The sequence below is a fragment of the Mangrovimicrobium sediminis genome (assembly GCF_004745945.1).
Taxonomy (GTDB): domain Bacteria; phylum Pseudomonadota; class Gammaproteobacteria; order Pseudomonadales; family Halieaceae; genus Mangrovimicrobium; species Mangrovimicrobium sediminis.
On record NZ_SRLE01000014.1, the window covers coordinates 57,272 to 83,064 of the forward strand.

Here is a 25,793-nt window from a genome sequence, read left to right on the forward strand (position 1 = left end):
GCGTGGATACAGCGTTGGGTGAAGATATGATACCTTGTTTTTTAATTTTCACCCATGCCCGATTCCATCCGGCATGGCCGGCCCGATAACAAACGCCCGTCGCCGCGAGGCAGGCGGACAATAAAGGGAACCACCGTGTGAGCGACCTGCGCAATTTCATTCTGGAAATCCCCCAGGCGGAGCTCGACGACCTGCACACGCGCCTGCGCAGCACGCGCTGGCTGCAGGACAGCTTCGACGGCGACTGGGCCTACGGCGCGCCCCTGCCCTTCGTGCGCGAGTTGTGTGCCTACTGGCTGGAGGGCTTCGACTGGCGCGCGGTGGAGGCGAAGGCCAATAGCCACCGGCAGTGCCTGGCCCGGGTCGATGGCCTCGACGTGCACGCGATGTACCGGCAATCATCGCACCCGGATGCAATCCCGCTGCTGCTGTTGCATGGCTGGCCGAGTTCCTGCCTGGATTTTCTCGACCTGCTCGAACCACTGGCCGAACCGCCGGTGGGCCAGCCCGCCTTCCACCCGGTGGCCGCCTCCCTGCCCGGCTACGCCTTCTCCACCAGCCGCCCGGGCATGACACCGCAGGCGATGGCACCGATCCTGGTGGGCCTCATGGAACAACTGGGCTACCAGCGTTTCGCCGTGCAGGGCGGCGACTGGGGCAGCCTGGTCGGCACTGAACTCGCGCGGCAGTTCCCGGAGCGGGTGATCGGGCTGCACCTCAACCTGGTCAACGGCAGCCCGCCGGAGGACCCGGACGCGCTGCCGCTGGACGACGAGGAGAAAACCTGGACCACCGCCATCGACGACTGGCGCAGCTACCCGCACCTCACCCTGCAGTCGCAGAAACCGGCGAGCCTGAGCCATGCGCTCAACGACTCCCCCGCCGGCCTGGCGGCGTGGATCGGCGAGAAACTGCACGACTGGACCGACAACCGCGACGGCCCCGCCGTCAGCCCGGACCAGATGCTCGCCAACATCGCGCTGTACTGGTTCAGCGGCTGCGCCGGCTCCGCCTCGCGCCTGTACTACGAGATGGCGCACAACCCGGTGCAGGAGCGCTACGTCACCGTACCCACCGCCGGCGCCATCTTCCCGCTGGAGGTAGTGAAACTGCCGCGCGCCTGGGCCGAGCGCCACTACAACATCGTGCAGTGGACGGTGTACGAACGCGGCGGGCACTTCCCTGCCTGGGAGCAGCCCGCGGCGCTGCTCGACGACCTGCGGCGCTTCGCCGCCCACCTGCAAGCGAACCACTGAGGAGAACCGCGTGAGCAACCCCTATGCACAACTGGACCTGGGCGGCAGAACCCTGCTGGTCACCGGCGGTACCGGTGGACTCGGCAGCGCCACCGCGCGGCTGTGCGCCAGCCGCGGCGCGCAGGTGGTGATCGCCGACCTCGACGCCGACGCCGGCACAGCGCTGGCCAAAGACATTCGCGCGGACGGCGGCGAGGCCGCGTTCGTGCGCACCGATGTCACCGACGAGGCACAGGTGAAAGCCATGGTCGCGTTTGCGGTCGACACCTTCGGAGGCCTGCACGGAGCGTTCAACAACGCCGGCATCGACAACGGGCACAAGACCATCCTCGAGGCGGACCTCGCCCACTGGCAGCAGAATCTCGCGGTCAATCTCACCGGCGTGTTCCTGTGCCTGAAGTACGAGATCGAACACATGATCGCCACGGGTACCAGCGGCGCCATCGTCAACACCTCATCCACCGCCGGCGCCGTGGGCTGCGCCAACGCCGTGGCCTATATCAGCGCCAAGCACGGCGTGGTGGGCCTGACCCGCTCGACGGCGGTGGATTACAGCGCCAAAGGTATTCGCGTCAACGCGGTGCTGCCCGGCGCGGTGAACACGCCGATGCTGGAGGGCGCGCTGGAGGACAAGGCGTTTGCGGAGATGGTCGCACGCAGCCACCCGATCGGGCGGGTGGGTCAGGCGCCCGAAGTGGCGGAAACGGTGGCATGGTTGCTGTCGGATGCGGCGGCGTTTGTGACCGGCGCGTGTGTGTCGGTGGATGGGGGATTTACCACCCAGTAGCGCCCATCCTCGCAATGGGGAGCGAATCGCGCGCCAGGTGGTCCGTAGCTCGATTCAGTCGTAGACCGTGGCCAGTCTGTCGTCGCGCAGCAGGTGCGCGAGCCGCGGGTCGGTGCGCATGCCATAGAACCAGGGGCAGTGTTCCTGCTTGCTCTCCAGCAACAGCGCCACTGCCTCATCCTCACGACCCAGTTCGCACAGCACCGGCATGAGGTGCGGCCGGGGACAGCGGTAGCGATCGGCTTCCAGCGCGAAGCGGGCAAGCTCAGCAGCCTTGTTGCAATTACCCACCGCGGCTTCCACATACGCGATATTGGCCACCACGGCGGGAATGTCGCAGGACAAGGTCATCGCGCGCGCGGCGGCTTTGAGCGCCTGCCCGCCACGGCCAAGGTAGGCCGAAAATACCGCCAGGTAGGTATGGGCAGTGTCGTCGTCCGGGTAGGTCTCGGCGAGTTCCGCCTCCAGCGCAATGGCACGCTCGACATCCTGGCTGTGAAAAAGTGTGCAGGCCAGCCCGTGGCGGTTGAGCAGGGACTCGGGATTCAGCTTGAAACCGTGTTCCTGGTCGCGGGCGGCCGCCTCGGCATCGCCCATTCCGCGCATGAACCAGGAGCGGTGGGCGTGGCCCGCGGCGTACTCCGGGTCGTCCTGCAGTGCGGCGTCCAGCATCGCCAGGCCGTGCTGCAATTGCTGGCCGACGATGCCCTCGAACCAGCCCTGGATCACCCTGGTGGGAACATGCAGGGCATGGTGGTGCACGACGGTTCGACATGCGTGCAGTGCCCGGTCCCGCGCCACGTCTGGCGCCACGTAGCCGCGCACACACTGGTACATCGTCACATCGGCAATCTCTGCCAGCGCCGCGCTGTAGTCCGGGTCCAGTTCTACCGCGCGGTGGAGGAAATCAATGGCCAGCTCGAGCTTTTCCGGCCTCGGATTACTCGCCTCTCGCAGCGCAGACATATAATAGGAATACGCGGTCGCACTGGACGTCTCAACCGAATCAAACCTGGCGGAACCGGGCCGCACCTGCGGCGCCCGCTGCACAGGCACTGTCATCCGGTACCCGTGTTTGGGCACTGTCTCAATACAGCCGTCAACGCCAGATCGCCGCAACAGCTTGCGCAGGGAATAGACACAGCGGGCGAGGGACTCGTAGCGGACCTGCTGTCGGGGCCACAGGGTCTTCTCTATGCTAGCCTGCGGAACCACACTCCCGTTGGCGGAAAGCAGCAGTTCCAGGAGCTGTGCTTCCTTGGGTGGCACCGACAGGCGGTTGTCTTCCTGGAACAGGCCCTTATCCGGATGAAAGCGCAAACCAGCGAACAGGTAGGTGGGTACGCTCGTTAATGCCCCGGAGTTGAATGCCTTGCGTTTCATTCCCGACGTACCGCCCCCCAAGTACAAACCATTCCAGCATATACCAAATACAGACACGGGATCACCGCAGCGACCATCCGGATTCCTTGCGTTCGCGGACACATCACCACGCGTGGTTCATCAACATTTCATCAACTTCCCGGACGTTAGTGTGGACTATATTTGGGTGAATGCTTGTCTCAGCCAGGCGCGCCCGGATACCCCTGCCGCCCCCCTCCGGCTGGAACCAGCCTACAGTTGTAACAATCAAGTGCAGGAGTTCACGGCAACCATGACTGCCCAGAGCGCGCTTCAGACCCACGATCAGAGCTCCATGTTTGAGACAGAGGATCGCCCTGAACGACCCGGGATACCAAAACTCGCCCCCGCCCTCCTCTTAATTATGGCAGCCCTCGCCACACCCGCCAGCGGCCAGACGATGACCCTGGAAGAAATGCAGGCCGAACTGGAGGTAATGCAGGCGAAAATGCAGCAAATGCAGGCCATGCAGCTAAAAATGGAGCAGATGGAAAAGGAACTCAAGCTGCTTCGGGAAAGGGACGCGGCCCGGCAGGCAGAGACAGGTGGACAACTAGTGACACATAGTGACACGAGCAGCGGCACAAGCCAGGAAGTCCTCCCGAGCACCGCAGGTGCGGAGGCCGAAAGCGACGCCCAAATTGCCAAGCTCACCACGCCGGACACCCAGGCGATACTGGACACCATGCCGATTGCCCCCCTGGGCCGCGGGGAGCAACTCAACGATCCCGACTTCAAGAAATCCGTGCCGCTGTTCGGCTCGGACTACCGCTTCTCTATTGGCGGCTACGCCAAGACCGACCTGATCTTCGACTTTGACGGCGTGGGTGACCCCTACGAGTTCGTGCTCGGCGCAATCCCGGTGAACGACTCGCCCCAGGGGGGTAGCTACAGCAAGTTGGGGATTCGGGAGAGTCGCACCAACCTGGAAATCCGCAGCATGAATTCGCGCTTTCCGATCGACAAGTTTTTCCTCGAATTTGATTTCTGGGATGGCGCGGAAAATACCAACTTCCGCCTGCGCCACGCCTACATGCAGTACGGACAGCTCCTGGCGGGCCGTACCTGGAGCATCATCACGGAATTGCGCGCCCTTCCCCTGATCATGGACTTCGCCGCTGGCGACGCGATCCTCGGCGGGCGCTCCGAGCAGATCAAGTGGGATGGCGACAAGATCTTCGGCGCGCTGGACTGGGCGATCGGTCTTGAAGCCTATGACGATACTCGCATCGTGACCCCGGACACCCTCGAGGGCCGCGGCCTGGCCCGTGCCGATGCGCCGCGCCTGTCCGGGGGGCTGAGCTACCCCTGGGACCACGGTGTACTCAGTGTCGGTGGTGCGGTCAACGAAGTCCGCTTTGACGGCACGGACGGCTTGGGGGATGAATCAGAGTTGGGCTGGTCCGCGGTACTGGGTTCGCGGATCTACCTCGATCCAGATAACCAGCATTTCCTCGGTTTCAATGCGGGATACACCAATGGCACGGTGGCGGACATTATCGCTTTCGCCAATGACGGCACCCCCAACGCCGCCCTCGACGAGAACGGCAACCTGGACCTGGCCGAAGGCTGGAACGCCAACATTGGCATGCACCTGAACCTCCCCGGCAAGTTCTCGACCAACCTCCACTACGCCTACACCAAGCTCGAAGAGATTCCCGAGCTTTTTGCGCCGGACGAAATGGCCGAGGCCTGGGCGGCCCACGTCAACCTTATCTACGACTTCGATCCGCGTTTCCGGGTGGGGATGGAGTACATGTGGGGCGAGAGGCAAATTGTTTCCGGCGACGATGGTGACGCGTCACGCCTCCAGTTCAGCACCTTCTACTACTACTGACGCTCAGCTTTGAGTACGCCGAGAGTTCCCTGAATCGGTTAGCCGCCCCCCTGTCCGGGCCACATTGACACGAGGAGAGAGCAATGCAGCATGCGAAGCGCAATACAAGAACGATCCTCCGATGCACGTATTCTACAGCCTTGGCTCTGGCGTGTTCCTTCGGCATGTCGGACCTGACGCAGGCGGAAGAGGAACCCCGGGAGAAGACAGCAGCAGAAATTGCCGCCGAGTTGGCCAACCCCAATACCGTCCTCGGCACCATGAATTTCAACCTGGACTACATCGCTTTCGACGGCGATCTTCCTGATGCAAACGATCAAAGCGCCTTGCGCATGACCTTCCAGCCCAGCCTGCCCTACCCGCTGGAGAGCGGTATGAACTTCTTCGCCCGTCCCGCGATTCCCATCATTCTCAAACAGGATGTCCCTGTCGCCGGGGGCTACGATGAACGGGATTGGGAACTGGGCGATATCGGCTTCGACGTCGGTGTGGGCAAGACTTTTTCGAATGGTGTTGTCGCTATTGGTGGGATGGTCGGAACGTTACCCACCGCTACTGACGATGCATTTGGCAAAGACCAGTGGGCACTCGGCCCGGAAGCACTGATTGCGATCGTCAAACCCTGGGGTGCGCTTGGACTGTTGGTGACCCACCAATGGGACGTCGCCGGTGACAACGATGTCGATACCAATGTGACGGCTGGCCAGTACTTCTGGGTGGTGAACTTGAAGGAGGGCTGGCAGCTTCGGTCCGGACCGACGTTCGCCTATGACCACGAGGCCGAGAGCGGGCAGCGCTGGACGTTTCCTGTCGGTGTAGGCATCAACAAGACCGCCATCCTTGGAAAAACACCCTGGAAGTTTGGCCTGGAGTACTGGAAGTATGTAGAAGCCCCGGATACGTTCGGCCCTGACTACCAAATCCGGTTTGTTGTCGCACCGGTAGTGCCGCTGCCCTGGTGACGAATTGAAGCATGGACCAGAGCGATCACGGCCAGTGAAGATGGACCTGGCCCTGGTAGATACGGAGGAACCTGCATGAAAATCGTTAAACGATCGAAACTTTCCCCTCTGGAACACCGTTCAATCGTGACCAGGAACCTCGCAAGTTTCGCCGGCGTCATTCTCATGGCCAGCCATGGCGTATTAACCGCACTGGCTGCAGAACCCATCGTGTCGCGGGACACCTCCATCGCTGAGGTGCGCGAGATCTTCGATTACTTCCACACACCTGCCAACGTGGTCCAGATCCAGGTTGCCAGTGACAAGACGCTCTATGCCTGGCAGAACATGTCGGCATTCCAGTACACGATGCAAATCAACCGCGCCGGCCCTATCAGCAACCTGCCAGAGAAAATCGACCCCAAAATTGGCCAGCTCAAGTTTACCCGGCCGGGCATGACGCCGGAGACGGTCGCAGGGCATTTCGAATCCAGCACCATGGATGGCCTGTTGGTGCTGCACAAGGGAAGTGTGGTGTACGAGCGCTACAAAACCATGAGGCCTTTCGACAAGCACCAGTGGTTTTCCTGCAGCAAAGTCGTTCCGGGAACGCTGGTGGCGTTACTGGCGCTCGAGGGCAAGGTCGATATCAAGAAGCCGGTGAGCGACTACGTTCCGGAACTGAAAGGCTCCGAGTGGGACAGCGTGACCGTCGAAGAAACCCTGGATATGGCCACCGGTCTCGATTCCACCGAACACGAAGAACATGACGCGCGAACCAACCCCGAGCGCGGCTGGTACCGCTGGGCGGTGAGCCTTGGGTTGTTCGAGGACAAGGACAAGCTCAATTTGTCACCCTTCGACGTGCTGCGGAATATGAAGCGGGTCAAACCCGGCCACACGGTTTTCGAATACAACTCCATCAATACCTTCGTACTGGAACTGATCGTTGACGGGGCCACTGACCATACGCTCAACGAGGAATTCGGGAATCGCGTCTGGCGCAAGATTGGCGCACAGAACGACGCCTTTGTCGGTGTGACCAAACATGGACTGGGCAATGGATGGGGTTTCATCAACTCAACCCTAAGGGATATGGGCCGTTTTGCCATGCTGTATACCCCGAGTTGGGGCAAGGTCAGCAAGGAACGGATCATCCCGCCGGCACTCATCGATTCGATCCAGCATGAGGGCAAGCCGGAAATTTATCTCGGGGGCAATGTGGGCAAGCTGCTGCAAAGATCATTCCCTGACATGCAGGGACTCACCAACCGTTACCAGTGGGACATCGTGTTTCCGGACGGTGATTTCTACAAGGGCGGTGTAGGCGGACAGGGAATCTATATCTCCCCCTCCGCGGATACGGTCGTCGTCTGGTTCAGCACCGGCAAACAACAGGAAGAGGTCATGGCGAGGGAGATTGTAAACATATTTAAAAAGACGAGCTAAGTCGGTCTATTGTCGAACAGTGCCCATCAACACACGTCAGGTCACGAAAAACTGAATCAGGAGAAGATCCACGATGAATACGTCAAATCAGGGTTGGAAGAAATACGTATTGGCCACGCTGCTCGGCGCCAGCCTGTCTGCAACGGGCTATGCGAGCCAGGACTTTTCATCCATGCAGATGCAGGGCATCGAGCAAACTAGCGTCGATATAGATATCGATGCCGCCGCAAAGCGCCTGTCCCGGGCCGTTCAGTTCCCCACAATTTCGAACCAGGACAGGGACGACTTCGATACCCAGGCATTCACCGACTATCACGCCTACCTGGCGGAATCCTACCCCAACGTGACCAAGACGCTGAAGCGGGAGGTCCTTGGGGACCCCCGGCCCTACAGCCTTCTGTACACCTGGCAGGGAACCGATCCGAACGCGGAACCTGTGCTGTTCTACGCGCATATGGATGCGGTCCCAGTACCGGAAGATTCGCGTGACCAGTGGCTCCAGGATCCTTTCGCCGGGGTGATTGCCGATGGCTACATCTGGGGCCGCGGCGTGCTGGACGACAAGTGCCAGGTCCACGGCATCCTCGAAGCCGCCGAAATGAAGATCAAGGAAGGCTGGAGGCCCAAACGGACGATGTATTTCGTCTTTGGCCAGGACGAGGAAGTGGGCGGGCCGGAAGGCGCTCGTTTCATCGCCGAAACACTCGAAAAGCGCGGGATCAAGCGCTTCGCCTATGTGATGGATGAATCAGCACCGCTCGTCCCCGGCCTGTTCCCCGGCATTCCTGGCAATACAGCGTTGATTGGCATTGCGCAAAAAGGCTACATAAGCCTCGAGTTAGCGATCAATGCAGTGGGTGGGCACTCGTCCCAACCTCCCGCTGAATCCAATATCGGCATCCTCGCGAAAGCCATCACCAAGCTGGAAGCTGCGCAGTTTCCCTATCGGATCCATCCAGCTGTTCGCTCGCAGTATCGCTATATGGGTCCCGAACTGCCGGAAGCGCAACAGCCGATGTACAAGGCTGTCGCCTTCGGCAAGGATGGTCAAATGACCGACCTCGAAAAGCAGTTCATCAAGGCCATGGCCGCCAACCAGGTCACACGGGCCATGCTGCACACCACCATCGCCGTCACCATGTTCAACGCCGGCACCAAGGACAATGTCCTGCCCCCTTCCGCGACGGCCGTGGTCAATTTCCGGCCCATGCCGGGGGATACGCCAGAAGTGATCATCAAGCACGTGAAGGAAGCGATCGGTGACGATCGCATCACGGTGAGGGATATTTCCGCTTCCACTCCCGCGACGGCCATTGCCAATCCGGACAGCGATGCCTACCGGATGCTCGAAAAGACGATCCGCCAGACCTGGGGGAACGACCTGATTGTCGCGCCCTTCTTCGTGATCGGCGGCTCGGATTCCAAACATTTCCAGGCCCGGCCCTTTGCTCCGGACACCTTCACCATTACCGCGCTCCAGCTTGAAAACACCAAGGAGTTCGAAGGGTTCCACGGGGTGAACGAACGCATTCTTGTGGACGAATACGCAAAAACCATCGGCTTTTTCTACCGGATCTTCGAGAATCTCAATGCAATGTAAGGTACAGACTCAACGACGCGAAAATCGGGGGTTCCCATGATGAAAGCAACAATCACCGCAATACGCGGCACCGTGGCTTTTTGCCTAGCTGCCATCGTCGGACTGGCAATCCCGGCAATTGCTCAGGAAGCCGATGGTCCGATCCTCTTCACCAACGTCAACGTGTTTGACGGCGTTCACGAAAAGCTGATCAAGAATGCGAACGTGGTGGTCACCGGCAACCTGATCAGCAAGGTTTCGACCGAGCCGCTGATGGTCGCCGGCGGCAGGGTGATCGACGGCGGTGGCCGCACCCTGATGCCCGGGCTTACCGATGCTCACTGGCATGTGATGCATGCCCATATCGCAAGTATGCAGATCTTTGTGAATGACATTGGCTATCTGACGCTGGCGGGGGCAGAAAGCGCCGAAGCAACGCTGATGCGTGGTTTTACAACGGTCCGCGATATGGGGGGGCCAGTTTTTGGCATCAAGAAGATGATCGACGAGGGACGATACCTGGGGCCGAGAATCTATCCATCCGGTGCTTATATTACCCAGACCTCCGGCCATGGCGATTTCCGCTTTCCCACAGCAATGCCAAGAAAAGATGGCCGAGAACTTCTCGACGGGGAACTGATGGCGTGGACGGCCGTCGCTGACGGTGTTCCCCAGGTGCTGAGACGGGTGCGTGAGAATCTAATGAGAGGCGCCTCCCAGATCAAGGTCATGGCGGGCGGTGGCGTGGCCTCACTCAGTGACCCTCTGGATGTAAGGCAATATACGCAGGAGGAAATGAAGGCTGCGGTGGACGCGGCAGCTACCTGGAACACCTATGTCGCCGTGCATGCATACTCGGATTACGCGGTTCGTGGAGCCCTGGAAGCGGGGGTCCAATCTATTGAGCACGGAAATATGATCACTGAAGACACCGCAAAACTGATCAAGAAGAAGGGCGCATGGCTTAGCTTGCAACCCCTACTGAATGACGAGGACAGAATTCCATTTCCTGAAGATTCCTTCGAAAATCAAAAATTCCTAGCGATGACCGCTGGGACGGAGAAAGCCTACGAGTTTGCCAAAAAGTACGACCTAAAGGTCGCCTTTGGCACAGATTTGCAAAACGGTGCGGAGGTTGCGGCCAAGCAGGGGAAATCACTGGCGAAACTCACAAGGTGGTATGAACCGTGGGAGGTGTTGAAGATGGCAACCAGCACCAATTACGAACTCTTCAAGATGTCTGGACCCAGGGATCCCTATCCCGGAAAGAACGGGGTCATCGAAGAGGGCGCCCTGGCGGATATACTACTGGTGGACGGCAATCCGCTCGAGGACATCAACCTGATCGCCGACCCTGAGAAAAACTTCGTCCTGATTATGAAGGACGGGAAGATCTATAAGAACACCGTCAACTAGGATCATCGCCTTGCCGAAAGCGCGTGATGAGTCGTGGGGCTTCCGGCAAGGCTACCTGTTTAACGAGATTTCTGTTGCATCGATGTTAGCAGCAAGGATCAATCCCAGAGAAGCACTTCCATACCAGGTTGGTTCGATTGACCTGTAACAGTAGCTTTCAATCGAGCTTGAGCTGGGTTGACTTCGCATCCGACATAAATTTTCCGACCTTCTTTTTGGCACTATCAAAACTTTTGACGCGTTTTGTGTAGTCGGAATAGCTGTCGATGGTCGCTCTCTCGTACACGACTTCCTTTTCATCCAGGAGAAACACGGTGGAGAGCGTGAAAGAGTCGTGCTCCTTGATCAGGGACTTGATGGCCTTGGAGTCCATTTTACCTGGATCGATTATCTCGCCATTCGGAAGTTCGGCGATCAATTTGGAACTAATCTGTTGAACCTGGCCGAGATTATAAAGACTGCCGTTGTAGACCAACGTCTTTTCGGCGGTGTAAACCTTGGTACTACCGCAGGCAACCAGCAGAATCGACATGCCAGCGGCGAATACAATATATAGCCAGTTTTTAATAATAGTAGGTCGGGCGGTACGCGAAAAAAAGTCCATCTGTAAGGTCCCCTTAAGGCAATCCAGTAATTTGATAGTACTACAAAACTTCCAGTCAGCGGAAAACTCCCCGCCCCAGAATCGTATTGTTACCCGCCGGTCGCCCGAGCGCCGGCCACCGCGATAGCGGCCTCTATATTGTTGCCTGGAAGTCGCTCGAGAAAGCCACGCGTCGGATCTGACTTCACCAGCCCTCGACCTGAAACACGATGTCTGAACCAGCTGACAATTGGGCGCTACTCAGCGACACTTGTACTTTCGTTGTCACCCTGGATACGTGGCAGGCAACCAGGAGATAGGACTCGTCAGTTTCATGAACTACCAAAACAATGTCCGCATAGAGCGCGAGGCAAATGGGGATTATGTCCTCTACTGGGACGACAATTTCTCGACCTCGCCGGTGGAAATCTATGCCGCTGATTCCCCCGCGGCAGCCATGAATGGAACTCTCGTAGGCACAGGGACATGCGGCTCTGTGCGCATCGACACCTTGCGCGAACCGGTTCGCCACTACTTTCACCTGGTGCCCGAAGGCAAGACCGGAACGACCGTTGGCGAACGCGCGCTCTCGGTGGGCGGAGGCATGAACCTCAGGGACCTGGGGGGCTACCGGACCGGGGACGGCCGGCAGGTGCGATGGGGCAAGTTGTACCGCTCAGGCAAGCTGTCCATCGCAACGCAAAGCGGCATGGACTACCTCAGTTCACTCGGCCTGAAAGTAAACTGTGATTTTCGCGTCGCCAGGGACTTTACCGGCGCGACCAATACACTCCCGGACGAAGTAGAGGCGCTGAACCTGCCAGTGGACGCCGGCAGCTTTTCCACGTTCTTCAAGACCATTACCCAGGAACAACTCAACGAAGCAGCGATGGTCGAGACCATGCGCGAGGTCAACCGCCAACTGGTCACGCAGTACCAGGACGAATACAGACAGATGTTTGCAGCACTGCTGGCGCTGGAAGACGGCGGCTTCCTCGTCAACTGCACCGCGGGCAAGGATCGCACTGGTTACGCCGCCGCGCTCATCCTCCACGCGCTGGGCGTTCCCCGCGAGACCATTGTTCACGACTACCTGCTCTCCGCGCGCTATTTCAGCATCGACCCCAACGCTGTCGACCACGCGGCAATGGCCAGCAAATACCCGCCGGAGGTCCTGGCAATCCTGAAGAGCGACGCCACCAAACCGCTGGGCGAAGTACGCAGCGACTACTTGGAGGCGGCGTTCAGCGCCATGGAAGCCGCCAGCGGCTCGGTGGAGCGGTATCTCGAGGAGGTGCTGGGTGTGGGCGAGCCAGAGCGCGCAGTCCTGCGCGAGCGTTATACGACGAACGACCAATGACACATCGTCCGCCCGTAATTTGAGACGCTGGTCGACAACACGGGGAGTCCGCTGGCGCGGAGCATTGCCGACAGCGCCAGACTTCTGGCCCGAATATGCTGAGCTGGTGAAAAAACCATGCAAACAAGCATACTGCGCGTAATAGCCCTGGCCAGCCTCGGGCTGTTTCTCGGGCTGTTCAGCCTCACCTACGGCATGCCGGAGACCGTCGAAAACTCGGCCCGCGGGTTCGTGCAATCCCAGATCGAGCGCGAGCTGCAGGAGCGCTACGCAGACAGCGCAGCACGTGACGTGGAAGACGCCGCGCTGAAAATCGCCAGCCGGCTCGGTTACGAGGAGGACGAGCTACGCGAGGCGCTGGCAACGGGCATGGCCGACAAGATCGCCGAAATCATAGCTATGATGTGCGGTTACGACTGCGAGAAGAAGAAAGAAGTGTCGGCCTCCATCGCCGCCGGCTACATGGAACGCATAGCCAGCCTGGGTATCGCGCAACAGACCCTGGGCGACATCGTCAAAGGTAAGTATCTCGAGATCGTTGGCAAACTGCGCACGGACCTGCGCATTTTCCTCGGCTGCAACGCGGGCTTGTTCTCACTGCTGTTGCTGGCCAGCCTGGCGCGACGCGAGGCTGTGGCACACCTGTTCCTGCCCGGTATTTTCCTGCTCATCTCCACCGTCGCGGCGTCCGCCATCTACATACTCGGCCAGGATTGGTTCTACACCATCCTGTACAACGACTACATGGGTTTCTGGTACCTGGCCTACGTTGGAGCAATATTCGGCCTGTTGATGGACGTGTTCTTCAACCGGGCGAGGGTTACCACGGAAATCATCAACGGGATCCTGAACGCCATCGGCTCGGCCGCATCGCTTGCGCCCTGCTGAGCGACGCACCCGCACGCGTTGGCTGTCGTCCAACGGTTGCAGGGCTCCGGGCGTGTTAGAGAGGAACCAGAGCAATGGCCCCGCCTCCCTCCAGCCCGGATGGCCCGAGTAGCCCGGTGAATCTCAGTCGAATATTGAATCGGATAGCAATGCCAGGGCGAGGCCCAGCACCAGGATGCCGCCCAGAATCGACAGGGCCAGCGGCAGGTCGTAGTACCAGCAGACAACGGCTCCGGCGCCGGTACCGATACCAAACGCGATCAGAAACTTCACGAGCGCGTCAAAGCCGATTTTCAGAAGGTCTTTTAAAAAATCGAGCATGTCGTGTCCGAATAAAGTTCAAGTTCGCGTCCAAGGCGCGTGACATCCGGGCATACACAGCACCTACGTCCACAGACAACAAGCCGGCGAGAGCCATCCAGCTCAAATGGCTGGTGAGCAGCATCCCCTGTACAAAAGTAAAACAATTGCCAGGTTAAAAAAAGCGACTTCGTCCCCTTCCACACGACAGGCGTGGACTCAGTCGTCAGTGCAGGCAAAGAGCCCCGGAAAACACCTAGCCGGCCCCCTCCATCAGGATACCCGAACATCACGCCTCCCTTGCACCCTTCCATGTTTTACAGCGACACTGCACAGCGCAATTCCACGCAACCCGATACCCTGAGAGCGCGATACAATGATAAAAGCCCAGTTCAACCCCGAAGACGCCCACGCCGGCGCCAGCTATCCCTCCCCCCACGACGAGCCCTGCCGCGGCCGGCGCACCTGGACCGTGACCCGCCAGTACCGGCTGACCCAGTTCGGGGTCAACCGCGTCGAACTGGCGCCCGGGGCCTGGTCGACCCAGCGTCACTGGCACAAGAAAAATGACGAGGTAGTGATCGTGGTGTCCGGGGAAGTCGTACTGGTGACCGACCTCGGCGAGGAAGTGCTGCGCGCCGGGGACTGTGTCGCCTTCAAGGCGGGCGACCCCAACCCGCACCACCTGCAGAACCGCTCCGACCAGCCGGCGGTGTTCTACGATGTCGGCGGCCGCGACTTTACCGACGTCTCCACCTTTCCCGATATCGGCATTGAGGCGCGGCCCAACCTGCAGATCGAATTCCGCGACGTCAAAGCGTGAGTACTGGCATCGAGCTTTTTTATTTCCCCAGCCCGAACGGCAAGAAGATCAGTATCGCGCTGGAGGAAATGGAACTGCCCTACACAGTCACGCCGGTGAACATCCTGCGCGGCGAGCAGCAGGCGCCCGCGTTCCTCGAGATCAGCCCGAACAACCGCATTCCCGCACTGGTGGATTGCACTGCCAACGGGCAGCGCATCACGCTGTTCGAATCCGGCGCCATTCTTCAGTACCTGGGGCGCAAGAGCGGGAAGCTCTACCCCAGCGATGAGGCAGCGCGCTGCCAGGTGGATTCCTGGCTGTTCTGGCAGATGGCGGGTCTGGGCCCGATGGCGGGCCAGCTGAGCTGGTTCCTGCGCGTGTCGAATATCCCCGATCGCGACGAGCGCGACTACGGCTACCCGATACACCGCTACCGCAAGGAGGTGCGCCGGCTGTACGGCGTGCTGGAGCGGCAACTGCAGGGCCGCGAGTATATCTGCGATGACTATTCGATCGCCGACATCAGCGCCTGGACCTGGGTGGACCAGTATCACTCGCAGGTCGGGGAACTGGATGACTTCGGGGCGATAATGGCCTGGCATGCGCGAATCGCCGAACGGCCCGCCGTCCTGCGCGGGTGCGATATCTGGCACCCCGAGAGTAACGATGGCTGGTCTGCAGCCGGGCAGGCACCCGGCTGAGCCCAATCCGGCCAGATCGAAGCGCGTCAGACCGGGGGCAGTCGCGGCCGGGCGAGCCAGGTATAACCGACTCAGTAATCCAGCCAGCGTCGCTTGTAGCCCTCCAGGCGCTTGTGCAGTTGCTCGCGTCGCTCCTGCGCTGAGATACGGCGCACCTTCGCCGGGAGTTCCCGGTCGAGCGCCGAAAACGGGACCACGCGCGCTGCGATGGCTGGCGTACCTGCCGTCGAACCAGGCGGTATACCCTGCCAGCGGTGCCCGAGAATGGTCCGCCGCAGGCCGCCGGTGTCCAGCCAGTTGTGTATTCCAGGGTCGCGGTGCGCGACAACGTAGGTGAAGTCGCCGTCCTCGTCCGCCGCCATCTGGCACATGTTCAGGCTCCCGGTCCTCGACCAGTAGTCGGCAGTGAGGAAGAACTGGTCGCACAACACCACGTTGCGAAACAACGCCCCTGCCGCGTTCGCCGTGATCACCAGCGCCTGGTCATCCTCCAGGCAGAGATTGCTCTTCGCCCCCCACTGCGTGGCCATGCCACCGAACGCGCCGGATGACGCCGGCGCCCGCAGTTCATTGGGTGGCTGCCCGGACGCGGACTGGGTGCAGTAGAACGTGAAATACAGCGACTGCATGGCTCCCTGCGCTGCGCGCGCCGCCAGCACATCCTCGTCCAGCGGTTCCCGGCCGGGTGCATCCAGCAACTGCGCGCTGATGTGGTTGGGCGTTTCGGAGCCCCAGTCGCCGATGGCGTCGCGGATCAACAGGTGATCGGCGCCGGGCGCCAGGCGCAGGTGGTTGGGTCGCGCTCCGGCGTCATCGTCGTCCAGAGTCAGGACAAACGAGCCGTCTTCCTCGTAGCGCATCTCCGCGCTGTCGAGCACCGCCAGGGTCGCCGTGGCCGCACCGCCGCTGGCGAGCGAGTACGTCACGCTGGACGGCGCAACCCCACTGCACCGCCCGCGAATCTCGTAGCGCTGACCGGGCTCTACCGGAATCATGCGGTAGATAAAGTCCGGGCTGTCGCCACCCCAGCGGGAGCCGGGGATAGCGCGCCCGAACCAGTGGCCCGGCGGGTTCATCAGGCGCAGCACGCGCGGGTACCGCGGGTCGCTGTTGGCCGCCCGCAGCGCGTGGTGGAACAGGTACTCCTCGAGCATGTCGTCGAACCGGTCCATCTGTTCGCGCGCCGGGTAGGCGATGCCGTTGCGCCACAGCATCTCCACGATGGGTCGCACTCGCGCCACCGCAGGGGAGCACAACAGGCGCAGGGCGAGGTCCTCGAGCGCGCGCTCGTCCGCCGTGGCCAGCGGATTGTGCGGCAGCGTATCCGGGGGTTGGGGCATTGCGTCCTCCCGCTAGGCGTCCTGGTGGGCGCGCAGCCCGAAACGTTCGGAGTAACCGGCGAACAATTGTTCTATCCACTTCCGGTCCAGGCCGTAGGGTGGATAGGAGTAGTCGTAGCGGCCGTAGCGGTCCACCGCGTTCTCCGGGTCGTCCAGCCAGCGTCCGACGCGCTGGCGATATTCGTCGGAAACATCCCAGCCGCGGCGCGCATATATGGCTTCGATAGTCCCGATCGGGTCACCGACCAGCTGGTGGAACGGCAGGTGGAGAATCCTCGGGTCGTCGATGATCTCGCTGTTCATCATGCGCTCGACCGCCGCCTGCATCTGCTCGGCCCGCGCGCGCGCCTGGCTGGTCCAGTCCATGGGCCGGCCGTTGATCGCGTCGTAGGTCGCGGCGCGCACGGCCACGTTGGAAGCATAGATTTCCGACAGCGGGCGGTGCGCCCAGATGCACAGCGCGTCGGGGTAGGTCTCGAACAGGGCACCGAGGTCCTGCTGCGCAGTGGCGAACTTACTCACCCAGTGTCGCTTGCCGGTATTCCACATCAGGTGCTGCACCACCTCGCGATGGAAGCGCACCGCCTCGCCGTAGCCGCCGTCGAGCACTACGCGCACGTCGAGCGTGGGCACGCGGTGAAGCAGCGAGGGATAGGCCGTGCGGAAATCCAGCGTCAGCAGTTCCTCGTCCTCGATCAGCTGGTAGGCGCCCTTGTCGGCGTAGGGGTGCAGGATCAATTGCCCGGGACAGAGGTTGATCCAGCTCTGTACATCGTGATCCGCGTAGGCGATGCGCCCTTTGCAGACGGGCCCCGCGCCCGGCGGGGGCGACGGCATCCGGCTGTGCCACGCGAGCGGCGCACACGCCTGTGGGTCCTGTGCCAGCAGGGCGTGCAGCAAGGTGGTGCCCGCCCGCGCGAAGCCGATGACGAACACCGGTTGCTCTACTGGCGTTTTCGCTATTCCGGGGTAGCGCCGGCGGTCCGCCGCCAGGTGCAGGCGACTGGCCAGGATATGCTGGATCTGGCGCTGCATCGCCAGCACCTGGTCGGGGGTGTACGGGCCGCGCTCGTTGATCCATTGCACGAAATCGGCGACGCGCTGCTCCAGGTCCGCATCCATGTCGTCGAAAAACCCGGCCTCGCGCCGGGCCAGGGTCAGGATATGCGGCAACTCGAGGGTGACTGGCTGCATGGATTCGTAGCACTCCGGGGGGGTGACGACGCCGGGCGCCGTGATTGTTATTTTTAGCGTTCGCTCAATTATAGGACAATTTTTAGCGACTGCTAAATACCAGGCCCTGCCATTACCCGGGGAATCGATTGTATGTGCTTGTTTAAACAGATTCGGTACCGGAAAATGCCCGGACAGGTGGGCAGTTGCCCGCACTATCAGCGCCTCCAGCCAGGCATGGAGCCCCCTCCCCTCCCGACACCGACACAGGAGCCGGCATGACCCGCGTCGCCAACACCGCCAAGCGCCAGCGCACCCGGCAGCGCGGCGATTCTTCCGACACCCGGCAGCGATTGCTCACGGCCGCGGAGCAACTGATGCGCGAGCAGGGCTACGCCGCGGTGACCTCCCGGCGCCTCGGCCAGCAATCGGGGGTGACCGCGACACTGGTGCACTACTACTTCGCATCCATGGACGACCTGTTCGTCAGCCTCTACCGCCAACACGCGGAGACCACCCTCGCAAGGGTCAGGCAGGCTCTGGACACGCAGCAGGTACCGCAGGTGCTGTGGGCGTTGAATTCAGACCCCATCGACGGCGTACTGCACGTGGAATTCATGGCCCTGTCCAACCATCGCCCGGCGGTGCGCGAGGCGATGGCCAACTACGGCGAGGTGTACCGCAAGATCCAGCACAACGCGTTGAAGAAGTACCTGAAGAACAATGGCATCGAGCCGGCGATGGACCCGGACCTGATGATTACACTGATGGCCAGTACCGGTTTGCTACTGAGCCTGGAGCAGGCTTCCGGGATGACATTCGGCCACCGCAAGACTCGCCGCTTCATCGCCGAACTCATCGATTCGCTGGAAGCATAGGACTCTCACCCGGCTTCCCACCGCGCCCAACCATGTAACCGGCACCAACAAAAAGGCCACCTCCGCGGGGAGGTGGCCTTGCCGGTTTACAGTCGAGCCGGGAGGTAACTCCCGACGCCGCGCTAGACCATGGTGTCTTCGAGCACCTTGTCCCCCACCGCGTCATTCTCGAAACGCCCAAGGCCGTAGTCGCCCTTGATGGTAGTACGCTGCATGCGGCGGTGAATACCCGGGGTGTGGCCGCTGACGCTGTGCAGCATGCGCCAGTTGTCCCAGATCAGCATGTCGGTGGGCTTCCACTTGTGGTAGTAGGGCTTGATCACGCGGTAGATCTCCTGGCACACCGCCTCCAGCAGTGCATCGCCCTCGGGATCTTCCTGGCCTTGCAGGCCCACGGCCATCCACGGCGACACGTGCAGCACCTGCTCCCCGCTCTTGCGCTCCCACACCGCCGGGTGCATTGCCCGCGGCATGGTCTTGGCGATCTCCAGGGTCGCCTTCATGGCGACATCCAGGCGCACGTCCCTGAGATCGCCGGGGCGACCGAAGCGCATGTGGTCGTAGAGCAGGTCCAGGGTGTACAGCACATCCTTGCCCGCGATGCGCTCACGCAGCGCGGGGTCGAAGTCGCGGTACAGTTCGATGCCGTCGGCGAAGCCGGTCATGCCGCCCTCCGGCGGGATGTCCACCGCGCGCAGCACGCCGGCGCGGTTGAGTTCGTTGTTGTAGCAGTGGTCGAAGTGCCAGGGCAGCCAGGAGGAGAGTTGCTTGCCGTCCAGTTCGACGATGCCGCAGGTATCCGGGTTGTGGTCCATGTCGATCACGCCGGGCATGGCGTCCTCGTCGACACGTTTGACCGAGGCCACCGGGTGCTGCTTGAGCGGGCCGAACACGTCGCTCAGTTCCACCAGCATCTGCGGCGAGGACTCGATCTCCTCGAAGATGATCATGCCGCGGTCTTCGAACAGGTCGTTGATCTGCTGGCGCAGTGCTTCGTCTTTCAGGTTCTCGCGGGTCACGCCGGTGACGCGTACGCCGAAGGAAAGGTCATCCTGCAGGGGACGCACATCGATTGCTGACATTGGTTTTCTCCTCCCGGATCAATCTCGGGCTTGTTCGCTGGTGGTGGCAATGATCACTTGCAGGGCTCTCTAGCAGGGCTCCCTTGCAGCGCTAATTTGCGCTCTTCGCTTGTGTTACAAAGTGATCTGATATATCGTTTGGTGACATAATACTAAGGCGAGGCTCCCATGGCGGTCAAGCGCAGTCGCAGTGCATCCCGGGTGCTCTCGGTACTCGAGGGCATCGCCCAGTACCAGCCGGTGGGCGTCACCGAACTCTCCCGCCGCCTCGACGACGACAAGAGCGCCGTGCAGCGCGCCATCATGACCCTCGCCGACGAGGGCTGGATTCGCGCCACCGAAACGCGTCCCACGCGCTGGGAGCTCACCGCGCACATGCTCACCCTCACCTACAGCGCCCACCTCAGCAACGCCCTGGTGCAGCGCGCACGGCCCATGCTGGAAGCCCTGCACAGCCAGAGCGCGGAGACCATCCTGCTGTGCATCCCGGACCGCGGCCGCTTCGTGGTCATGGACGTGCTGGAAAGCCCCAACCTGTTACGCACCGTGCCCTACGTGGGCATGGAAGTGCCGGTTGCGACCAGCGCCACCGGCCGTGCAGTGCTGCCCTACCTGAGCCCGGAGCAACAGGAAGAGTTGCTCGGGGAACCAGTAAGCGAGGCGCTGCAGACCAAGCTCGCGGAAACCCTGGTGCGCGGCTACGCGGTCAGCGCCGGCGATGTCTTCCCCGGCTCCACCAACATCGCCGCGCCGATCGTCGAGCAGAACGGCGTGCCGGTGGGCGCGGTGGTGATGTCGGCGCCCACTGATCGCGTCGGCCCGGACCGCTGGGACTGGGCCGGCGGCCTGGTCAGCGATACTGCGCGGCGGCTGTCCCGCGGCCGGGCACGCGCCAATGCGACACTGACCGCGGCCTGAAGTAGCATCGGTTCCAGAATACGCAAGATACACGGACCGCGGCAAACAGGCGCACCCTCAGGGCTTTTACAGACAAGCATCGTAAACAGGAGTCGCACACAAAATTCGCAAACGGCTAACACCATAGCCATCGGCAAAAACCAGAAGTAAAAAACCATCAGTAGCAGCGAGTAGCAACCGCTATCAGCACCAACGATCACCAGGAACAATCATCAACAACTATCGCAAATAAAAACGGGAGAACACCACGTGCCTACCATCGAGATCGACGGAATCAACATCGCCTATGAACTGCACGGCAAGGAAGGCGACCCGGCCATCGCCCTCACCCCCGGCGGCCGCTTCAACAAGGAAAGCCCCGGCCTGCCGGAACTGGCCGACGCCCTGGCCGCGGGCGGGCGCCGCGTGCTGCGCTGGGACCGCCCCAACTGCGGCGCCTCGGACATCTGCTTCGACGCCGAGAGCGAATCCGAACTGCACGGCCGCACCCTGACCAAACTGATCCGCGCGCTGGACCTCGGCCCCACCACCCTGGCCGCCGGCTCCGCCGGTTCGCGGGTGTCGCTGATCGCCGCCTCGCGGGACCCGGAGATCGTCTCCAAACTCGCCGTATGGTGGATCAGCGGCGGCACCCTGGGACTGATTTCCCTGGCCTACTACTACTGCTGCGACTACGGTATCGCCGCCAGTCACGCGGGCATGGAAGCGGTGGCGGCGATGCCCGGCTTCGCCGAGCAGATCGAGCGCAACCCGCGCAACCGCGACATCATCCTCGCCCAGGACCCGCAAAAGTTCATCGAGACCATGGAGCGCTGGGCGACCTTCTACCTGCCGCGCGAGGATTCCCCGGTGCCCGGCATGAGTCCGGAGGACTTCACGAAGCTCACCATGCCGGTGCGCATCTACCGCAACGGCGTGAGCGACCTCAGCCACCCGCGCGCCACCAGCGACTGGGTGCAGAAGCTGATCCCGCACTCTGAATACGTGGAAGCGCCCTGGGCGGACACCGAGTGGAACGACCGCTGCGCGGCCCAGCTCAAGGACGGCAGCCCGCTGTTCATCAACTGGGTGAAGCTGGCGCCGTCGCTGCTGGAGTTTACGGCGGGGTGAGTGGCAGGGCGGGCCGGGGTCAGAGCCGTGGCTCCGACCCCTTGCTTCGGGCATCGGCTGGACCGGGGTCAGAGCCATGGCTCTGACCCCTCATTTCCCAAGCGTCAGGTGTCGATACCCAGGCGCTTGCAGGCCATGGCCTTCACATCCGAGGCCTTCACCTTCTCGTTGCCGGTGAGCGGAAACTCCTCTTCCGTAAACAGCAGCACCTCGCGCGGCACCTTGAAGCTGGCCAGCTGCTGCTTGAGGAAATCGATGATCGCCTTGCCGTCGAGTTCCTCGCCCTCCAGCGGCACCACGCAGGACACCACCATCTCGCTCAGGGTGTCGTGGGGCACGCCCACCGTCTGCGAGCGCTTCACGCCGGGATACAGCGAGATTGCCGTGTCCACTTCCTTGGGCGAGACATTGGCGCCGCCGGTCTTGATGATGTCGTTGAGGCGGCCCTCCCAGTACAGGTGGCCCTCCGCATCGAGGTAGGCGCCGTCGCCGGTGCAGAAGTAGCCCTCGTCGTCGAAGGTCTCCTCGGCGGCCTTGCCCACATAGCCCATCATCAGCGTGGGGCCCTTGATGCACAGCTCGCCGCGCTCGCCCAGCGGCATCACCGCGCGGGTCTGCGGGTCGATGATCTTGAGCACGTTGCCGGGTAGCGGCGTGCCAAAGCTGCCGGGGTAGTCCGAACGCTGCAGGCGAATATCGAAGGACGAAAGAATGGTCATGGTCTCGGTGGTGCCGAAGGAGTTCGGCTCCTGCCAGTCGCAGGTGACCGTCGGGTGCTGCTTGATCAGGTCGCCGTTGAAGATGTACTTCAGGCTGGAAAGATCCACGCTATCCCAGTTGTCCGCCGCCTGCAGCCGCGCCCACTGGTGCGGGCGGCCGTTGGCCATGCTCACTTTTTCCGCCTGCATCAGTTCGAGGGCGGATTCCGCCTCGAACAGGGGCTGCAGGACGATGGCGCCACCGCTGCCGAGGGCGGAGCCCACGATGATCGAGATGTTGCCGGACCAGAAAAAGCCGTTGCCGGTCCAGGCACGCACCGGGCCATCCACCCGGCACAGGCGCGGCCAGCGCCACCACTGGATGGTGAACGCGCGCTGCGAATGCAGGATGCCCTTGGGCAGGCTGGTGCTGCCGGAAGAGAAAAACAGCCCGCCGGTATCCGAAGGCTTGACGCTGGCGGCGCGGCCCTCGACCACTTCGACGGGCACTGCCGAGCCAGCAGCGAGGAAATCCGCCATGGATTCAAAGGCGGTGCAATCGACCGCCGTCGACGGGTCCGCCGCGGTCACGCCGGGCAGCCGCACCAGGCGGCGCAGGAAAGGAAACTTCTGCGAATACAGGGTACCCGGCGCGGCCTCGCGCAGGGCCGGTTCGAGGTCCGCCAGCATGGCGCCGAAGTCCTTCTTCAGCACCTGGTCCTCGAACAGCAGAACGGAAACGTCGGACACCGAGAGCAGGTACTCCAGCTCCGGCTCCGTGGAAAACGTGCTCAAAGCCACGCACACGCCGCCGGCCAGGGCGGTGCCGAACATCGCCGAGATGAACTCGGGCCGGTTGGTCATGAGAATGCCCACCCGGCTGTCCTTGCCCACCCCGGCGGCGATCAGCGCGCGGGCGATGTCGGTAGAGCGCTGCCACAGCTCGTCGTAGGTCCAGCGTTCGACGCCGTCCGGGCCGTGCATGACCAGCGCCTCGCTGCCCGCGTAGCGCGTGGTCACCTCGCGCAGGAATCCGGGCAGGGTATGCGCACCCTGCCCCGGCTCCTCGGCCAGCGGCATGCCCCTGGCGATGGATATCGCCTTGTCCTGGGGCGTCCCTGCGCCCGCTGCGGCAGCTGCTTCCATGGCCTTACTTGTTGACGTCGACGATGACGCGGCCGCGGATTTTGCCGGCGAGGATATCGCTGGCGGCGCCGATGGCCTCGGACAGGCCGATTTCATGGCCGATCACATCCAGGTCGGCGACGTCGAGGTCCGCCGCCAGGCGCTTCCAGGCAGCCAGGCGCGGCGCGCGCGGTGCCATCACGGAATCGATACCGAGCAGGGAGACACCGCGGAGGATGAACGGCATGACGGTGGCCGGGAAGTCCGGGCCCTGGGCCAGGCCACAGGCGGCGACGGCGCCGCGGTACTTGGTCTGCGCGCAGGCGTTGGCCAGGGTGAAGCTGCCGACGGAGTCGACGACACCGGCCCAGCGCTCTTTCTGCATCGGCTTGCCCTTCTCGGCCAGCTCGGCGCGGTCGATGATGGTCTCGGCGCCCAGGCTCTTCAGGTAGTCCGCCTCGGAAGCTTTACCGGTGGCGGCGGCGACGCTGAAGCCGGCCTTTTTCAGCAGGGTCACGGCGAAGCTGCCCACGCCGCCGGTGGCGCCGGTGACCAGCACTTCACCCTGGTCCGGGGTGACGCCGAAGTTGACCAGCGCCTCGACACACAGGGCCGCGGTGTAGCCGGCGGTGCCGATGGCCATGGCCTGGCGGGCGGTGAATTCCGCCGGCAGCGGCACCAGCCAGTCGCCGTTCAGGCGCGCTTTCTGGGCCAGGCCGCCCCAATGGGTTTCGCCCACGCCCCAGCCGTTGAGCACGACTTTATCGCCCACGGCCCAGTCCGGGTGCGTGGTGGCGCTGACGGTGCCGGCCAGGTCGATGCCCGGGACCATGGGGAACTTGCGGACCACGGGCGAGCTTCCGGTAATCGCCAGGCCGTCCTTGTAGTTGATCGTGGAGTACTCCACGTCGATGGTGACGTCGCCTTCGGGCAGCTGCGCCTCGTCGATCTCGGCCACTGCAACGCTCTGCGCGTCGTCGTCCTTGCTAATCAGAATTCCGGAAAACATAAGCACCTACCAGTCTTGGTCATTTGAGAATGGGATGGGACGCCCCGTGGCGGCCCCGCCGGCGTCGAAAACGCGCGGCATAGTATACATCAGTGTTGCTTACTTGGTTGTACTCACTCGAGCGCTGCCCGCTCAGGCGCTCGCCTCGAGCAGCGCCGCAGCCAGCGCCTGCGGGTAGCTGTCCACCGGCGCGCCGAGGTGCTCGTCGAGCATCGCGCGCTTCAGGAACAGGTGGCACACGTGCTCCGAGGTCATGCCGATACCGCCGTGCAACTGCAGGGATTCCTCGCCGACCCCGGTGTATACCGTGCAGGCCAGTTCCCGGGCCGCCTGGGCCAGCAGTGCGTCGTTGCCACCGCCGAGGCGACCGAGGTTGTCCAGCAGCAGGGCTTCCGCCGCCACCACCTGCGCCTTGAGGTCCGCGCAGCGGTGTTTCAGGGCCTGGAACAGGGCCAGCGGACGACCGAACTGGCGCCGGGTCTGCAGGTATTCCACGGTCACGTCGAGCAGCGCAGCGGCGCCGCCGGCGGCATCCGCGGCCAGGGAGAAGTCGCGCAGTACGGCGAGTTTCGCGGCAATCGCCTCGGCGTCGGCACCGCGCGCCAGCACGCCGGAGGCGGGAACATCCACGCCTTCCAGTTCCACCTCGAACAGGCGGCGGGTGGTATCCCAGGTGGCAGTCGCGGTCAGGGTCACCGAGTCCGCGGGCACCAGCGCCAGCACTTCGTCACTGCTCACCAGGATGTGGCTGGCCTTGTCCGCCGAGGGCACCGCACACAGCGTGGCGCTCAGGGTCACGCCATCGCCGCTGGCACTGCACTGCACGGCATTATCCGCGAGCGAGGCGGCGACGTAGTCGGCGCCGGCCATCAGGTTCTCGAGCAACTCGGACGCCGCGCCGCTGGCGCTGACCGCCTCGATAGACATCAGTGCGGACAGGTAAGGCGCGGTGGCCAGGCCGCGGCCCATTTCGATCTGCAGGGCGCAGGCCGCTTCCAGGCCCATGCCCAGGCCACCGGCCTCCTCGGGCACGCTGACCATCAGCCAGCCGAGTTCGCCGAGCAGCGCCCAGGATTCGTTCTCGGCGGCGGCCAGGCCGCTGCCGTCCATCACCTGGCGGGCGGAGTCGCGCAGTTCGTTGATTTCACTGCTCATCG

The 25,793-nt window shown here is 62.4% G+C and carries 23 protein-coding genes and 1 pseudogene; 14 read left to right on the forward strand and 10 right to left on the reverse strand.

Going from position 1 to position 25,793, the window contains the following annotated elements; translation table 11 throughout:
- Positions 1 to 137 precede the first annotated feature (137 nt).
- Together E4634_RS18725 and E4634_RS18730 are read left to right on the forward strand one after the other, a co-directional pair.
- On the forward strand, positions 138 to 1,256 hold the full coding sequence (locus E4634_RS18725; RefSeq protein ID WP_135446201.1) for an epoxide hydrolase family protein: 1,119 nt from the start codon (positions 138 to 140) through the stop codon (positions 1,254 to 1,256).
- 10 nt (positions 1,257 to 1,266) lie between these two features.
- Positions 1,267 to 2,043, forward strand: a complete 777-nt coding sequence (locus tag E4634_RS18730; RefSeq protein WP_206046950.1) for an SDR family NAD(P)-dependent oxidoreductase — start codon at positions 1,267 to 1,269, stop codon at positions 2,041 to 2,043.
- Between the two features lie 54 nt (positions 2,044 to 2,097).
- Here E4634_RS18730 and E4634_RS18735 read toward each other — a convergent pair whose 3' ends face one another.
- Together E4634_RS18735 and E4634_RS22095 are read right to left on the reverse strand one after the other, a co-directional pair.
- Positions 2,098 to 3,009: a tetratricopeptide repeat protein gene (locus E4634_RS18735; protein ID WP_240725250.1), complete on the reverse strand. Its 912-nt coding sequence runs from the start codon at positions 3,007 to 3,009 to the stop codon at positions 2,098 to 2,100.
- A gap of 105 nt (positions 3,010 to 3,114) precedes the next feature.
- Positions 3,115 to 3,426, reverse strand: a pseudogene (locus E4634_RS22095) (winged helix-turn-helix domain-containing protein); the annotation flags it as partial.
- Between the two features lie 271 nt (positions 3,427 to 3,697).
- On the opposite strand from E4634_RS22095, the gene E4634_RS18740 reads away from it, so the two are divergent.
- The 5 genes from E4634_RS18740 to E4634_RS18760 all read left to right on the forward strand — a co-directional run bounded on the left by E4634_RS18740 (position 3,698) and on the right by E4634_RS18760 (position 10,666).
- Complete coding sequence (locus E4634_RS18740) at positions 3,698 to 5,281, forward strand: DcaP family trimeric outer membrane transporter (protein WP_135446203.1); 1,584 nt, start codon at positions 3,698 to 3,700, stop codon at positions 5,279 to 5,281.
- An 83-nt stretch (positions 5,282 to 5,364) separates the two neighbouring features.
- A complete protein-coding gene (locus E4634_RS18745; protein WP_135446204.1) occupies positions 5,365 to 6,243 on the forward strand; it encodes a hypothetical protein in 879 nt (292 codons plus the stop codon).
- Between the two features lie 75 nt (positions 6,244 to 6,318).
- Positions 6,319 to 7,671: a serine hydrolase domain-containing protein gene (locus tag E4634_RS18750; RefSeq protein WP_135446205.1), complete on the forward strand. Its 1,353-nt coding sequence runs from the start codon at positions 6,319 to 6,321 to the stop codon at positions 7,669 to 7,671.
- Positions 7,672 to 7,744: 73 nt separating this feature from the next.
- Positions 7,745 to 9,271 carry a M20 family peptidase gene (locus E4634_RS18755; protein WP_135446206.1) on the forward strand — a complete coding sequence of 509 codons (1,527 nt, stop codon included), beginning with the start codon at positions 7,745 to 7,747 and terminating at the stop codon, positions 9,269 to 9,271.
- A gap of 36 nt (positions 9,272 to 9,307) precedes the next feature.
- Positions 9,308 to 10,666 (forward strand): metal-dependent hydrolase family protein, encoded by a 1,359-nt coding sequence (locus E4634_RS18760; RefSeq protein ID WP_206046951.1) that lies wholly within the window; start codon positions 9,308 to 9,310, stop codon positions 10,664 to 10,666.
- 157 nt (positions 10,667 to 10,823) lie between these two features.
- On the opposite strand, the gene E4634_RS18765 is transcribed toward E4634_RS18760, so the two are convergent.
- Entirely contained in the window at positions 10,824 to 11,270 is a 447-nt protein-coding gene (locus E4634_RS18765; RefSeq protein WP_135446207.1) for a hypothetical protein, read from the reverse strand.
- Positions 11,271 to 11,583: 313 nt separating this feature from the next.
- Between E4634_RS18765 and E4634_RS18770 the strand changes: the two genes are divergently transcribed.
- Both E4634_RS18770 and E4634_RS18775 read left to right on the forward strand, forming a co-directional pair.
- Positions 11,584 to 12,609, forward strand: a complete 1,026-nt coding sequence (locus E4634_RS18770; protein WP_135446208.1) for a tyrosine-protein phosphatase — start codon at positions 11,584 to 11,586, stop codon at positions 12,607 to 12,609.
- A gap of 117 nt (positions 12,610 to 12,726) precedes the next feature.
- On the forward strand, positions 12,727 to 13,497 hold the full coding sequence (locus E4634_RS18775; RefSeq protein WP_135446209.1) for a hypothetical protein: 771 nt from the start codon (positions 12,727 to 12,729) through the stop codon (positions 13,495 to 13,497).
- 123 nt (positions 13,498 to 13,620) lie between these two features.
- On the opposite strand, the gene E4634_RS18780 is transcribed toward E4634_RS18775, so the two are convergent.
- Positions 13,621 to 13,818, reverse strand: coding sequence for a hypothetical protein (locus E4634_RS18780; RefSeq protein ID WP_135446210.1), 198 nt, complete (start codon positions 13,816 to 13,818; stop codon positions 13,621 to 13,623).
- Positions 13,819 to 14,173: 355 nt separating this feature from the next.
- Here E4634_RS18780 and E4634_RS18785 point away from each other — a divergent pair, with 355 nt between their 5' ends.
- Positions 14,174 to 14,620 carry a cupin domain-containing protein gene (locus tag E4634_RS18785; protein WP_135446211.1) on the forward strand — a complete coding sequence of 149 codons (447 nt, stop codon included), beginning with the start codon at positions 14,174 to 14,176 and terminating at the stop codon, positions 14,618 to 14,620.
- Positions 14,617 to 15,303 (forward strand): glutathione S-transferase family protein, encoded by a 687-nt coding sequence (locus E4634_RS18790; protein ID WP_135446212.1) that lies wholly within the window; start codon positions 14,617 to 14,619, stop codon positions 15,301 to 15,303. The genes E4634_RS18785 and E4634_RS18790 overlap by 4 nt, the downstream gene beginning before the upstream one ends.
- Before the next feature lie 71 nt (positions 15,304 to 15,374).
- Here the strand turns inward: E4634_RS18790 and E4634_RS18795 are convergent, their stop codons facing one another.
- Together E4634_RS18795 and E4634_RS18800 are read right to left on the reverse strand one after the other, a co-directional pair.
- On the reverse strand, positions 15,375 to 16,643 hold the full coding sequence (locus E4634_RS18795) for a hypothetical protein (protein ID WP_135446213.1): 1,269 nt from the start codon (positions 16,641 to 16,643) through the stop codon (positions 15,375 to 15,377).
- Positions 16,644 to 16,655: 12 nt separating this feature from the next.
- The gene (locus E4634_RS18800; RefSeq protein WP_135446214.1) at positions 16,656 to 17,837 is read right to left on the reverse strand and encodes a sulfotransferase family protein; all 1,182 of its coding nucleotides are present in this window, start codon (positions 17,835 to 17,837) and stop codon (positions 16,656 to 16,658) included.
- A 257-nt stretch (positions 17,838 to 18,094) separates the two neighbouring features.
- Between E4634_RS18800 and E4634_RS18805 the strand changes: the two genes are divergently transcribed.
- Entirely contained in the window at positions 18,095 to 18,694 is a 600-nt protein-coding gene (locus E4634_RS18805) for a TetR/AcrR family transcriptional regulator (protein WP_135446215.1), read from the forward strand.
- 122 nt (positions 18,695 to 18,816) lie between these two features.
- Here E4634_RS18805 and E4634_RS18810 read toward each other — a convergent pair whose 3' ends face one another.
- A complete protein-coding gene (locus E4634_RS18810; RefSeq protein WP_135446216.1) occupies positions 18,817 to 19,776 on the reverse strand; it encodes a TauD/TfdA dioxygenase family protein in 960 nt (319 codons plus the stop codon).
- 168 nt (positions 19,777 to 19,944) lie between these two features.
- Here E4634_RS18810 and E4634_RS18815 point away from each other — a divergent pair, with 168 nt between their 5' ends.
- Together E4634_RS18815 and E4634_RS18820 are read left to right on the forward strand one after the other, a co-directional pair.
- Entirely contained in the window at positions 19,945 to 20,694 is a 750-nt protein-coding gene (locus E4634_RS18815) for an IclR family transcriptional regulator (RefSeq protein WP_135446217.1), read from the forward strand.
- A 249-nt stretch (positions 20,695 to 20,943) separates the two neighbouring features.
- Positions 20,944 to 21,804, forward strand: a complete 861-nt coding sequence (locus E4634_RS18820) for an alpha/beta fold hydrolase (RefSeq protein ID WP_135446218.1) — start codon at positions 20,944 to 20,946, stop codon at positions 21,802 to 21,804.
- 104 nt (positions 21,805 to 21,908) lie between these two features.
- Here E4634_RS18820 and E4634_RS18825 read toward each other — a convergent pair whose 3' ends face one another.
- The 3 genes from E4634_RS18825 to E4634_RS18835 all read right to left on the reverse strand — a co-directional run bounded on the left by E4634_RS18825 (position 21,909) and on the right by E4634_RS18835 (position 25,791).
- Positions 21,909 to 23,648, reverse strand: a complete 1,740-nt coding sequence (locus E4634_RS18825) for a class I adenylate-forming enzyme family protein (protein WP_135446219.1) — start codon at positions 23,646 to 23,648, stop codon at positions 21,909 to 21,911.
- A gap of 4 nt (positions 23,649 to 23,652) precedes the next feature.
- On the reverse strand, positions 23,653 to 24,636 hold the full coding sequence (gene acuI, locus E4634_RS18830) for an acrylyl-CoA reductase (NADPH) (RefSeq protein WP_135446220.1): 984 nt from the start codon (positions 24,634 to 24,636) through the stop codon (positions 23,653 to 23,655).
- A 132-nt stretch (positions 24,637 to 24,768) separates the two neighbouring features.
- Positions 24,769 to 25,791, reverse strand: coding sequence for an acyl-CoA dehydrogenase family protein (locus E4634_RS18835; RefSeq protein ID WP_135446221.1), 1,023 nt, complete (start codon positions 25,789 to 25,791; stop codon positions 24,769 to 24,771).
- Between the last annotated feature and the right edge of the window lie 2 nt (positions 25,792 to 25,793).